Annotated in this window: 9 protein-coding genes; 8 read left to right on the top strand and 1 reads right to left on the bottom strand. The window is 51.1% G+C overall.

What is annotated here, in order from left to right; genetic code table 11:
• Window positions 1-51: 51 nt before the first annotated feature.
• A complete protein-coding gene (locus tag AC1DLI_RS10260; protein WP_477602099.1) occupies window positions 52-1,722 on the bottom strand; it encodes a PucR family transcriptional regulator in 1,671 nt (556 codons plus the stop codon).
• Between the two features lie 223 nt (window positions 1,723-1,945).
• Here AC1DLI_RS10260 and AC1DLI_RS10255 point away from each other — a divergent pair, with 223 nt between their 5' ends.
• The 8 genes from AC1DLI_RS10255 to AC1DLI_RS10220 all read left to right on the top strand — a co-directional run bounded on the left by AC1DLI_RS10255 (window position 1,946) and on the right by AC1DLI_RS10220 (window position 12,298).
• Window positions 1,946-2,707 (top strand): ABC transporter ATP-binding protein, encoded by a 762-nt coding sequence (locus AC1DLI_RS10255; protein WP_477602097.1) that lies wholly within the window; start codon window positions 1,946-1,948, stop codon window positions 2,705-2,707.
• Window positions 2,707-3,603, top strand: a complete 897-nt coding sequence (locus AC1DLI_RS10250) for an ABC transporter permease (protein ID WP_477602095.1) — start codon at window positions 2,707-2,709, stop codon at window positions 3,601-3,603. Before AC1DLI_RS10255 ends, AC1DLI_RS10250 begins: the two co-directional genes overlap by 1 nt.
• 104 nt (window positions 3,604-3,707) lie before the next feature.
• Window positions 3,708-4,793: an ABC transporter substrate-binding protein gene (locus AC1DLI_RS10245; RefSeq protein WP_477602093.1), complete on the top strand. Its 1,086-nt coding sequence runs from the start codon at window positions 3,708-3,710 to the stop codon at window positions 4,791-4,793.
• 346 nt (window positions 4,794-5,139) lie between these two features.
• Entirely contained in the window at window positions 5,140-6,510 is a 1,371-nt protein-coding gene (allB, locus tag AC1DLI_RS10240; RefSeq protein WP_477602091.1) for an allantoinase AllB, read from the top strand.
• A gap of 29 nt (window positions 6,511-6,539) precedes the next feature.
• Window positions 6,540-7,826 carry an allantoate deiminase gene (gene allC, locus AC1DLI_RS10235; RefSeq protein ID WP_477602089.1) on the top strand — a complete coding sequence of 429 codons (1,287 nt, stop codon included), beginning with the start codon at window positions 6,540-6,542 and terminating at the stop codon, window positions 7,824-7,826.
• Window positions 7,823-9,046, top strand: coding sequence for a pyridoxal-phosphate-dependent aminotransferase family protein (locus AC1DLI_RS10230; RefSeq protein ID WP_477602087.1), 1,224 nt, complete (start codon window positions 7,823-7,825; stop codon window positions 9,044-9,046). Before allC ends, AC1DLI_RS10230 begins: the two co-directional genes overlap by 4 nt.
• A 108-nt stretch (window positions 9,047-9,154) precedes the next feature.
• A complete protein-coding gene (locus AC1DLI_RS10225) occupies window positions 9,155-10,030 on the top strand; it encodes a hypothetical protein (RefSeq protein ID WP_477602085.1) in 876 nt (291 codons plus the stop codon).
• Window positions 10,031-10,291: 261 nt separating this feature from the next.
• A complete protein-coding gene (locus tag AC1DLI_RS10220) occupies window positions 10,292-12,298 on the top strand; it encodes a copper amine oxidase (protein ID WP_477602083.1) in 2,007 nt (668 codons plus the stop codon).
• Window positions 12,299-12,372: the final 74 nt, after the last annotated feature.

Genomic DNA, 12,372 nt, shown 5'->3' with positions numbered 1-12,372 from the left:
TGTTAGTCATACTTGGTAATACATGATAATACCTACGATGCTTCAGTGGGTTCAATCGGCCATGAACAACGATTCCATGGAGAATGCAGTGCGGAAGCGGAGGCTCTCGACAGGATCCCGCAGATCCCGGCCGGTGAGCCTTTCACATTTTTCAAGGCGATAAGTTACTGTGTTGCGGTGGACAAACAGCTGTTTAGCGGTTTCCGCCAGCTGGCAATGCGTATTGTAAAAGGTGCTGAGCGTTTTGAGCAAATCGCTGCGCTCTTTACCTTCGATGCTCAGCAAATCCTTAAAGGTTTCCTCGTAATATTCCTTTAGCTCCTCCTTCGGAATCAAACGAAGCAGGTTATTAAAGTTTTTGGCGCGGTAGGGCTGAACGAACTGCTTCTTGCGGGCATCATAGCCCGTTTGCAAGGCTTCGACTGCTTCTTTGTAGGACAAGGGGATATGGGGCAGCTGCGATACCGGATTGCCAACGCCGATAGAAATGGGAATGCCATGAAGCTCGCCTAACGTGCCGACCATATGCTTCAGCTGCTCGATAAACTTGCTTTCCTTGCCTTCCGTCACGTGCTGGCTTGCGTGCAGGGCGATAAGGAAGCAAAAATATTCGTTTTTGGTGAACAGCACAAAACGCAGATCCAGCTTCGAAAATTCGCTTTTCAACAGGTTGTAATGGCGATCACGCTCCGATATGAAGCGGCCGTCCGACTCGAGCGTGCTTGCGGAGCGAAGCAAATCGAAGGAAGTATCGCGTTTGGCGACAACGCTAATATAGACGGAATGGCCAAGCAGGTCATAGTTTTTGCTGCGGTGCATAAGTTCCTGCTCCGAAGTAATCAATCCATCAACGAAGTCGGAAAAAAACTCGTTTTTGTACCGCCGCGACCGCTCTTTTACCGCTTGCTTCTTCATAAGCTCAAGCCCAATGACATTAGCGGCTTGTTCCATGGCATGCTTCGTCAGATTGCTGAAATGCTTGCTGATATCGCTCGTCAGGGCGATTAAGAAGCCTTCGAGCTGGAAGGTTACGATCGGATGGAGTTCTGCAGTTGAATAGAGTGTTCCGCTGGATTGCTGCAGGGAAAGCGGAATGGTGAAGGAACCATGCGGCGAAAGTGATGCCAGCTCTGTTTGAAGCTCGGATGAGAGCTTGAGATACAGCTCGTCTGTCATGGAATTCGAACGGAAGAGCAGCCCCGCTTGCGCGTTCATAAGCATGACCGGCGAATCAATCAGGAGAGCGAGCGCTTCGATGACATCCTCCGTGCTCTTGCCCTGCATAATCATTTGCGAAAATTGCTTATGCGTCGTTAACGCATAATGCAGCTCATCGGTCCGTTTTTCCAAAATATGACTGAGCGAGTAGTTGGAAATATCGCCGAGCGATTGCTCCAGCGACAGCTCGATAATCGGGAATTGCAGCCTCTCCGCACATTTCAGCACATCCTCCGGAACCTCTTGCAAAAAACGCTTTGTCTTAATCGCAAGCCCGGCACAGCCGACCTTGGCCATACTCGTTACGAGAGACAGAAGCGCTTCGGGATTGTCCTTCATCGCATAACCTGTCGTAAGCAGCAGCTCTTGCGGTTTTAAATAATTAATAATATCAGGAGCGTCCATGATGTTGACCGATTGGACGCTGTTTGTCATGCCGTCATGTCCGGCAACCACCTTCGCATTCGCATAAATAGGGAGAGAGATAAGTTCTTTAAGAAGCATGACCGCATGCACCACCAATGAATTTTATGTTAGGTTTCATGACATCAATATATCACTTATGCCGCAAGGTGTAAATGTATGATTGTGTGTAGTATTCAATGAATCCACGATATTTTTAGCTATTGTGCACAATGACAAGGGGAGTGATACGAATTATGATGTAGTTATACATCACCGATACATGTAATATAAGCTAACAACAAAATGGATTGGGGTTGGGGAAATGAAGTTGGTAGTGAATCAGGTTGGAAAGAGCTTTGGATCAAGAACGATTTTGAAAAATGTAGATCTTACGGTTAACTCACATGAGTTTATTTGCATACTTGGCCATAGCGGATGCGGCAAATCGACGCTCTTGAATATGATTGCAGGTTACCTTTTGCCGGATGACGGTTCGATTACGGTAGATGGAGAAGAGATTAAAGGACCCTCGAAATCTAGAGGGATGGTATTTCAGGATCATGCTTTATTTCCCTGGATGACCATAAAGGACAATATTGCCTTTGGTCCCGAAGTGCAGAAGATGCCGAAAGCGCAGGCGAAGGAAACGGCCATGGAGTTTCTGAAGCTGGTCGGCCTCGAGCAATATGCCTCTCATTATCCCGGAGAGCTGTCGGGAGGGATGAAGCAGCGTGTAGGGATTGCGAGGGCACTTGCGAGCAAGCCGGATATTTTGCTCATGGATGAGCCGTTTGGCGCGCTGGATGTTCTAACGCGGGAAACGATGCGCGTCGAGCTTCAAAAGATTTGCAGTCAGCTCAAGCCGACCATCCTATTCGTCACGCACAGTATCAGTGAAGCGGTTTATCTCGCGGATCGGGTCGTTGTGATGAAGCATGGCGAGATTGCGGAAATTTTCGAGGTGGGTATCAAGCATCCCCGTTCTTCTCATTCCGCTGGATTTGGCGAGATGATGAGTCGGATTGAACGGATTCTCATGGATGAAGAGCATGTGGAGCTAGCGCAAGCAAAGGTGGGATCGTAATGAACGGAGCGAAATTATCTACGGTAAAGGATGCAGGGACGGGCGTGCCGGCTTTATCGGGGCCGCCCGTCATCAGCAAGCGGGAGAGGGGTAAGCGTCCCTCGGCATTCAGCCGATTTTTCCAGAAATATAATATCCTCCCCTCGATTCTGTTTTTTGTGTTCTGGGAGTTGTTCTCCAGAGTGAATGAAACCGCCAAGTTTTTTAACCCAAACTTCCTTCCGGCTCCAACCGTGCTGCTGTCGGAGGGCTGGGAGCTGGCGAAGACCGGAATGATTACAGACAGTCTCCTTTCAAGCACGATCCGAATCGCATTAGGCTTTGTGATCGGAAGCGCAGTGGCAGTAGGGCTCGGCGTCATCATGAGCAAGTTCAAAACCGTTGAGCGGTGGTTCTCGCCGATCCTCAATCTGGTTGGTCCTATCCCTACCTTGGCGCTGCTGCCTTTGTTCATAATCTGGTTCGGCATTGGAGAGTTTCCGAAGGTGCTGCTCATTGCATGGACGACTTTTATCCCGGTGCTGGTTTACACGCTGGATGGCTTCAAGTCCGTGCCTTCCACCCTGATTCGTTCAGCGCTTAGTTTGGGGGCGACGGAACGCCAAATCTTTACAAGAGTCATGCTTCCTTCGGCGATTCCGAATTTTCTCGTCGGCGCGCAGGTGAGTCTAGGGCTATCCTTCTCCGCTCTTATCGTCTCTGAGATGATGGGTGCAAAATCGGGTCTAGGCTACATTATCGTGGATGCCAGAAACTATTTCAAAATCACGAACATGTTCATTGCCATCATTTTGATCGGCTTGGAATATAGCTTGTTCTCCTACCTGCTGAAGCTTGTAGAGAAAAGGGTTATGGTTTGGCGCAAAGGCGGGCTTCGAGATGCCATCGAGAAGTAACGCTGTATACCCGGACTAGAGGGAAGCAAGTGAAACTTGCAAGTGATACAAGGGAAATGGCGTGGCAAATTGTAACTACAAAGAGAAAAGTGGAGGGAATACCTATGAAGAAATCCGGAAATTGGTTCAAATCTGCAATCGTACTTACGTCGCTAACCTTTGTGCTTGCTGCCTGCGGCGGCAATAACATTGCGCCGGCAGCCGTGAACGAAGGAGCGGCATCGAATGCGCCAGCCTCAACGGAGCTGGAAACGGTAGATCTGACTTTGGTCGGTGTCCGTGACGCTCAAATCTCCTCGCAGCAAATCATTGCAGATAAGCTTGGTTACTTCAAGGAGGAAGGGCTTAACGTAACGAGTCAGCTGATCGAAAGCGGTCCGGATATCGGTCCGATGGTAGCCGGCGGCAGCGCTCCTGTAAGCATTCAAACGAACTTTATGGATATTATTTTGAAATCAACGGATATTCCGGTCAAAATCATTGCACCGCTCGCTCAAATTGCCGGTACGCAGGCGGTTGTCGGTTCAAGCAAGCTGGAGCTGAAGAGCGCGAAGGATCTTGAAGGCAAAACGATCGGTATCCCGAGCGGTGCTGACGTTACCATTGCCATCAATAACATGGCCAAAGAGCTTGGTGTAGACGCTAGCAAAATCAAATATGTGAACCTTGCGCCAAGCGATGCGGTAGTCGCTTTGGAGAAAGGGGATATCGATGCGCTGGCTGCTTGGGAGCCGTTCATTACGAAGGCGATCCAAGGCGGCGGCAAGTTCCTCTTCAGCGGAACGAAGAGTGAACTGCCTGACAAGCAGGGGGATGTGAATTGGATGAGCGTGCATACGACCATTCAAGTATCCGATGATTTTCTGGCGAAAAACCCGAACACGCTGAAGGCTGTGCTCCGCGCTTTGAAGAAAGCAACAGATTACATTAATGACAACCGTGAAGAGGCGATCAAGACACTGGCTCCCGAGCTTCACTTGACGGAAGAAGAGCTGACGCAAATTATGTCCCGCAACGTGTATTCCATGGAGGTTGGCGATACTTACGTAAACGGAAGCAACGGCCCGGCTGTCGGCGAGTATCTGAAATCGGTTGGCAACATCAAATCTATTCCGGCAGCGGCATCTTACCATGATCTTAGCTTGTTGAAAGAAGTAGACGCAAGCTTGGTCGTAACTGAGCTGAAGTAGAAAAAAGGGTAACAAAACGCAGGCCGATAGCAGGCCTGCTCCCTCATAATCGATGCTAGCTAATCGGGCCGCGGACCTCGTTGTCCGCGGCCTGATTGTTTAAAATGTAGGAAAGTATAAGTTTGAAACTTATACCAAGCCTATATTTCACCACGAAACGAGCTTGTGCCGCCAGAGGACGGAGACAGTCGTTTACGCTTGGCGGTTAGGGGCTGCGTAGCGGTTGAAAATTTAGTAGAGGCTGCTTCACTATTTGGCCGAACTTGCTCATAAACTGCAACAGGGGATGGAATTAGGTGTGGGGTACACAGATTTAACCCATGTACCGAGAAAGGCGGAGAATGAGATGGCGGGAATGGATAAGCTCGATTTAATCATAAAAAACGGCAGCGTGGTATTGAAGAATGAGGTCCGGGTGCTTGATATCGGCATTAAAGCGGGGCGGATTGTTCAGCTTGGCGAAGCGCTTGACGCAGGACATGCCGCTCAGATTGCGGATGCATCCGGGCTAACGGTCATGGCGGGCATGATTGATGTTCACGTCCACTTGAATGAGCCTGGCTTAGGTGATTGGGAAGGCTTTGAGACAGGCTCTGCCGCGCTCGCTGCCGGCGGATGCACGACTTATGTGGATATGCCGCTGAATGGCATTCCGCCTACGGTTACCGTGAGCGCGCTGCAGCAAAAGCTTGCCGCGGCAAAGGATAGGTCGTATGTGGATTACGCCATTTGGGGCGGATTGGTGCCTGGGAAGCTGCAGGAGCTTATACCGCTGCATGAGGCAGGAGTCGTCGGGTTCAAGGCGTTTATGTCATCGCCAGGCGATCCGAGCGAGGATGCGTTCCGCGAGGTAGATGATTACACGCTGCTCGAAGGCATGAAAATCATTGCGGGCATGAATAAGGTGCTCGCCCTGCACGCCGAGAGCGAGCCGATCGTATCGAAGCTTGGCCGGGACATGCGGCTGGAAGGACGGCTGACACCTGCTGATTATATAGCCTCGCGGCCCGTTATAGCCGAGCTTGAAGCCATTAACCGGGCTCTCTTTTATGCGGAGCAGACGGGCTGTGCGCTTCATTTCGTGCATATAAGCAGCGAGGCGGGCGTTCGCTCTATTTTGCAGGCGCGTGAACGTGGGATCAATGTGACGGTGGAGACTTGTCCCCACTATTTGATGTTGACGTCGGCTGATTTGGACGACAAGGGAGCGGTTGCCAAATGCTCGCCGCCGCTGCGGGATTTTGCGGAGCGGGAGAAGCTTTGGGGAGTCGTTGCGGAGGGTGCGGTCGATATGATCTCATCGGATCATTCGCCTTGTCCCGCCTCCATGAAGGAAGCGGACAACTTCTTTGATGCTTGGGGCGGCATTGCCGGTGCGCAAAGCTCGGTAGAGCTCATTATTGGAGAAGGCCATGTAAAGCGCGGCTTGCCGCTTACGCTGCTCAGCGACTTGCTCTCGGGTGGGCCTGCAAGACGATTTGGTCTTCATGATTCTAAAGGTGAGATACGGATAGGCGCAGATGCCGATCTCGTGCTGATTGATTTAAACCGGTCTTATATATTGGAGAAAGAGCATTTGTATCAGAAGCATAAGCACAGTCCATATATTGGGGAAGAGCTGCATTGCCGGATAAAAGAAACTTATTTGCGCGGCCATAAGGTATACGGAGAAGCTGGCGGTTTAGTTGAAGTGAAGCGAGGCCGATGGGTGAGGTAGATTCTGCAGGCAAGACAGGAGGAACAGCTATGGAGCGAGGTTTGCGTCTCTCACCGCAAGAGAAGGAGCGGATGTTATCGCATTTTGAAACGCAGGTTATGCAGGTTTTGAACTGGCTGGCCTCGTTTAGTCCGGATGAGGAAGGCGGCATTACGCGGCTGCTTTATACGGAAGGATGGCTGGAGACGCAGCAGGCGCTTTCCGCTAAAATGGCGAGCTATGGGTTATCCACGGAATTTGATAACGTAGGCAACTTATTTGGGAAATTACAAGGTGAGGATTTGGATGCGCCTTCTATTATAACGGGCTCTCATATCGATACCGTCGTGCAGGGCGGGATTTATGACGGGGCCTATGGCATTGCGGCGGGCATGCTCGCGCTGGATTATTTGCAGAAGACTTACGGTAAGCCGAAGCGAACGCTAGAAATCGTGTCGCTCTGCGAAGAGGAAGGAAGCCGGTTTCCGATGGCTTATTGGGGCTCGGGCAGTGTTGCCGGCAAACGGAATTTTGAGCAAATTGTCCATCTTCAGGATTTGAATGAAGTTTTTTTTGCGGATGCGATGCATCGCTGCGGCTTTGGCGAAGGGACGGGCAGAGACAGTCGCCGCCATGATATCGGCGCCTTTATCGAAGTTCATATTGAGCAAGGGGCCGTGCTGGAGAAAGAGGGGATCGCGATCGGTGTGGTCGACACGATTGCCGGCCAGCGTAGGCTGAAGTTTGAGGTGATCGGTGAATCCAATCATGCGGGAACGACCCCGATGCATATGCGAAGAGATGCGCTTGAGGGTGTGAGTATGATGATTCAAGCACTCCGCCAGGAGACGATTCGTCTGGGCTCACCGCTTGTGGCGACGGTCGGCAGACTGCAGGTGCAGCCTAATGTGCCGAATGTCGTGCCGGGCAAAGTGATTTTTACGGTAGATGCGCGTCATGCCAACGAGCAAGCGCTGGATAGCTTTTGCCGCTGGGTGCTTCAGGAGTTTGCGTCAATTGCGGGTGAGCGCCAGCTGGAGCTGCAGGGCACGGAATGGTTTCGGGAAGAACCGGTGCCGATGAATGAAAGTCTTAAAGGACATCTGGATGATATATGTGGAGGCCTGTCTATTTCCTCCAAACGCATGATCAGCGGTGCGGGGCATGATGCCCAGATGTTCGAGCATATTTGTCCGACTGCCATGCTGTTCGTGCCGAGCAGGCGCGGAATTTCGCATTCGCCCGAGGAATATACGGAGCCGCAAGAGCTTGCGGTTGGGGTGCTTGTTCTGACGGAGCTGCTTTATCGACTAGGCTATGAGGGGGAAGAATTATGAAGATTTATAAGGATCTAACGCCATCGCCGCGCACGATTATGACGCCGGGGCCGGTTGAAGTAGATCCGCGCGTGCTGCGGGCGATGTCTTATCCGATACTTGGACAATTTGATCCGGAATTCACGGCCTTAATGAATGAAACTATGAGCATGCTGCGGCTGCTCTTCAAGACGGAGAACGAATGGGCATTTCCGGTGGACGGGACGTCGAGATCTGGCATCGAAGCTGTACTCGTTGGATTAATTGAGCCGGGGGATAAGGTGCTTGTGCCTATTTACGGCAGATTCGGGCATTTATTGACGGAAATCGCTAAACGCTGCGGAGCGGTCGTTGTAACGCTGGAAAAGGAATGGGGCAGCGTGTTCTCAGCGGAGGAAATTGTGAGTGCAATAAGGGAGCATCAGCCTAAGCTGGTGGCTCTTGTTCATGGCGAGACATCGACCGGACGCATGCAGCCGCTCGATGGGATTGGGCAGGCTTGCAGAGAGGCGGATGCGCTGTTCGTTGTGGATGCTGTTGCCACGATTGGCGGAATTGAAGTAGCGACGGACCGGCTGCTTATTGATGCGGTAATCGGCGGCACGCAGAAATGCTTGTCCGTACCGGCAGGCATGGCTCCGATTACGTACAATAAGCGGGCGGAGGCCAAGCTGCAAAGCCGCAAAAGAATCGAAAGAGGGCTGCTGCTCGCTGATGATGATGATCCGCTGCTTCGCCCGATTCAGAGCAACTACCTCGATTTGAGCCAGCTTCAGGACTATTGGAGCCCAGCGCGGTTGAATCATCATACGGAAGCGACCTCGATGCTTTATGCGCTGCGCGAGGGTCTGCGCCTCGTGCTGGAAGAGGGACTTGAAACGCGTTTTGCCCGGCACCGCGAACATGAGGGTGCGTTGATCGCTGGTTTAGAGGCGATGGGCCTGCAGCTATACGGTGACCCTTCCTGCAAAATGACCGTCGTTACCTGCGTTGAAATACCTGCCGGAGTAGACGGAGAATCGGTTCGCTCCATGCTGCTGGACCATTACGGCATCGAAATCGCCAGCTCCTTCGGGCCCTTGAAGGGGAGAATATGGCGTATTGGCACAATGGGTTACAGCTGCAGCAAACGAAATGTGCTCCTAACGCTTGGTGCTCTGGAGGCCGTGCTGCTGCGCCATGGGCACAAGCTTGAAGCGGGCAAGGGGCTGCAAGCAGCCATGGATTTCTATGGCATGTAGGTATATTTCACAAAGACTTTACTTTAACTTTACTTTGCTGCTGCTTTACTTTTACCCGCGACCGCTACAATAACCTCATAGTGAATTTACTAGGGTGGGGGCATAGGTATGCTGGTAAAGTACAAGTGGACCATTATGATGACGCTATTGCTGCTTGCTTTAATGGCGGCGTTCCTGCTGCAAGGAGTGAACCGCTCGAATGCTTCAGGTGATTTGTCTGACCCTTTTCTTGATCCGTATGCCTTGTCACTTGCGCATCGGCATGCGGGTCCGGGAATGGAATCGGCGGCGGAGAAAGACGTGCGGATACAGCTGGCTTGGCCGCAAGGCGGGCCGGTCGCGGGTGCTCCGTCGCTGCTTGCCTTGACAGTTAGCAGCGGAAAGGGCGAGTTGATCGAGGATTTTGAGGTCACAAACGAGAAGCTTCTTCATCTCATTGTCGTAAGCGGGGATCTGCAGCAGTTCCAGCATGTTCACCCCGTGTATAAAGGCCAGGGAATATTCGAGCTTCCGATTGTCTTTCCTGCAGGTGGTGCGTATAAGCTGTACGCGGATTTTTTGCCTAAAGGGATGAATGAGTTGACGCGCATAGGCGAGGTAAGTGTACGGGGCGAGCTGCCTGCACCGTCGATCTTGATGCCGAGTGAAACGTTGGTTGCCCAGGTTGACGGCGTGCAGGTGGAGCTTACATTCGCCGAAGAGCCGTTGCCGCAGACGCAGCTAAGCATGACCTATACTTTTACCGATGCGAAAACGGGGGAGCCGATAGATGATTTGGAGCTGTACCTCGGCGCAGTTGGGCATGTCGTCGCAATTGATCAATCGATGCGGCAGTTCATTCACATCCATCCGCTTAATTGGGCGTCTAAGGGTCCGCAAGCGGTATTTGGCGTAAGCTTCCCGGTGAACGGGCTGTATAAAATTTGGGGACAATTTCAGCACAAGGGTAAGACGGTTGTGGTGCCGTTTGTCGTTAAAATCTAATTTAATAAGCGATTGGCGAATGCCTATCTGCGAAAGTGAGTCTCGGCTTCCTTGGGGGAAGTGGAGAGCTCTACTTTCTCGGGTAGGTATTTTTTTATAAGCATTGTTAGGTTATGCCGGTACAAAAGCTTTACCCAAAACAGGGAAATATATTAATTTGCCTTTACCTTTTCGGCCTTATTTCATTACCTTCGCATGTTAGAGTATATAACATCACTAAGGGAAAATGACTTAGAGAGAAATTATAATTGGAGGGAAACTATGAGAAAGAAAAAGCTGATCGTATCCGTTATCGCAGCATCTGTCGTTATCGCTTCTATTAATATTTTTCCGGGTGCGCTTGGGCTAGGCCGATTGAGTGCGGCAGAGATCGACAAGATCGTTTACCATCCGCTTAATCCGTTAAGCCCGCAAGAGATCGAAGAAGCGGCCGCTATTATCCGCAAATCGCAATATGGCAGCAAGGATATGTACTTCTCTGAAATTAAGCTGGAGGAGCCGGATAAGCAGAAGGTGTGGGCTTGGGATGATGCGGGCGGTGCTAAGCTTACAAGGGAAGCGACTTTCACGCTCATTAAAGGAAACAAGCCGTACGAAGGAACGGTGAATCTGGATACGGATAAAGTAGTGTATTGGAAAGAAGTGAAAGAGGGCTGGCCTTTCTATACGGAATGGGGCCAATCGGAAGCGATCGTCGAAAAAGATAAGGAGGCGGTAGCCGCTCTCGCAAGGCATGGCATTACGGATCTTAGCAAAGTGTCCTTTGCGGATGGACCGCTAGGCGACTACGGCCCAGAGCTGACGCCGCCGGGCTCGCGGCTCGCCATGTCGGTTCCGCGTCCGAAGATTGAAGGGGCTGTTAACAGCTTCGCGCATCCCATGGACGGTCTAGCCTTCCTAGTAGATCTGAATGCCAAAAAAGTAGTTAAAATTTACGAATCCGGCAATCCGCCGGTTCCAACCGATCCGAATGATTATACGAAGGTGATCAAGACGAAGCGGACGGACGAGATTAAGCCGCTTATCATCAGCCAGCCGAAGGGCGCAAGCTTCTCGGTAAAAGGAACGATGGTTGATTGGCAAAACTGGAAGTTCCACTTCCGCCTTGATCCCCGCGTAGGACCGATGGTTTCGACCGTTTCCTATACGGAGAACGGGAACAAACGCAAAATCATGTATGAAGGCGGTCTCGGCGGCATGATGGTTCCTTACGGTGACCCGGACGCGGCTTGGCTGTACAAAATATTTATGGATGCCGGCGAGTACGGCGTCGGTTTATCGACTCGGCCGCTTAATATCGGGTCCGATGTGCCGAAGAACGCGACTTTATTCGATGCAGCCATCAACAACACGGAAGGTAAGGCACAGGTCATTAAAAATTCATTTGCCTTGTTCGAGCGTTACGCCGACCCGGAATGGTCGCATAACGGCGAAGCGAGAGAACGCCGCGAGCTGGTGCTGCGCGCAATTGCTACAATCGGCAACTATGATTACGTGCTTGACTGGGTATTCCTGCAGAACGGTTCGATTAAGCTTATGGCGGGAGCAACGGGTCTTGCTCAGGTCAAAGCCGTCACCACGAAGACGATGGATGATAAGACAGCAGTAAGTGATACCCGCAATGGCAAGCTGGTGGATGCAAACATTGTCGCACCGACGCATCAGCATATTTTCAGCTACAGATTGGATTTGGACGTGGACGGCGAGTCCAACTCTGTCGGGGAGATTTTGCCGAAAGCCATAACGGTTAAAAATCCGGAATTTGCCCGCAGCGAGATGATTACGGTGGAGAAGACTTACAAGCTGGAGCAAGAGGCCATTCAGAAGTTTGACCCGGATAAAATTGTTCTCGTGACGAATACGAGCAAGGAAAACAAGCTGGGCTATGCAACGGGATACCAGGTCATGCCTTATGCAGGCGGCACTCATCCCTTTATGGAAGAGCCGCTGTTTACCAAAACGGACTATGTCTTAAAGCGTGCGGAATTTATTAATAATCATATTTGGGTAACGCCTTACAAGAAGGAAGAGCAATATTCCGAAGGCAAGTATACCACGCATAATAAAGATACCGGGCTTGGGCTCTGGACGCAGCAAAACCGCAGCATCGAGAACAAGGATACGGTCGTATGGCTGACGACAGGAACAACGCATGTCATGAGGGCAGAGGAATTCCCGATTATGCCTACGGAGTGGGTAACGGCCATGATTAAACCGTTCAATTTCTTTAACGAGACACCGACGCTGGATTTGAATAAGGTAGAGTAAAAGAAGTAGTTAAAAGAACAGTCCGTTTATTTGCCGCTGTGGCAGATGAACGGACTGTTTTTCGGATTTGAAGC

Source organism: Paenibacillus sp. 01T443 (assembly GCF_056398325.1).
The sequence above is the reverse complement of the archived record's forward strand: the minus strand, read 5'-3'. Positions and strand labels throughout refer to the sequence as shown.

Bases quoted from the DNA above. Each gene is read 5' to 3' on its own strand.
- AC1DLI_RS10260 (WP_477602099.1), bottom strand. From the start codon at position 1,722: ATGCTTCTTAAAGAACTTATCTCTCTCCCTATTTATGCGAATGCGAAG.
- AC1DLI_RS10255 (WP_477602097.1), top strand. From the start codon at position 1,946: ATGAAGTTGGTAGTGAATCAGGTTGGAAAGAGCTTTGGATCAAGAACG.
- AC1DLI_RS10250 (WP_477602095.1), top strand. From the start codon at position 2,707: ATGAACGGAGCGAAATTATCTACGGTAAAGGATGCAGGGACGGGCGTG.
- AC1DLI_RS10245 (WP_477602093.1), top strand. From the start codon at position 3,708: ATGAAGAAATCCGGAAATTGGTTCAAATCTGCAATCGTACTTACGTCG.
- allB (WP_477602091.1), top strand. From the start codon at position 5,140: ATGGCGGGAATGGATAAGCTCGATTTAATCATAAAAAACGGCAGCGTG.
- allC (WP_477602089.1), top strand. From the start codon at position 6,540: ATGGAGCGAGGTTTGCGTCTCTCACCGCAAGAGAAGGAGCGGATGTTA.
- AC1DLI_RS10230 (WP_477602087.1), top strand. From the start codon at position 7,823: ATGAAGATTTATAAGGATCTAACGCCATCGCCGCGCACGATTATGACG.
- AC1DLI_RS10225 (WP_477602085.1), top strand. From the start codon at position 9,155: ATGCTGGTAAAGTACAAGTGGACCATTATGATGACGCTATTGCTGCTT.
- AC1DLI_RS10220 (WP_477602083.1), top strand. From the start codon at position 10,292: ATGAGAAAGAAAAAGCTGATCGTATCCGTTATCGCAGCATCTGTCGTT.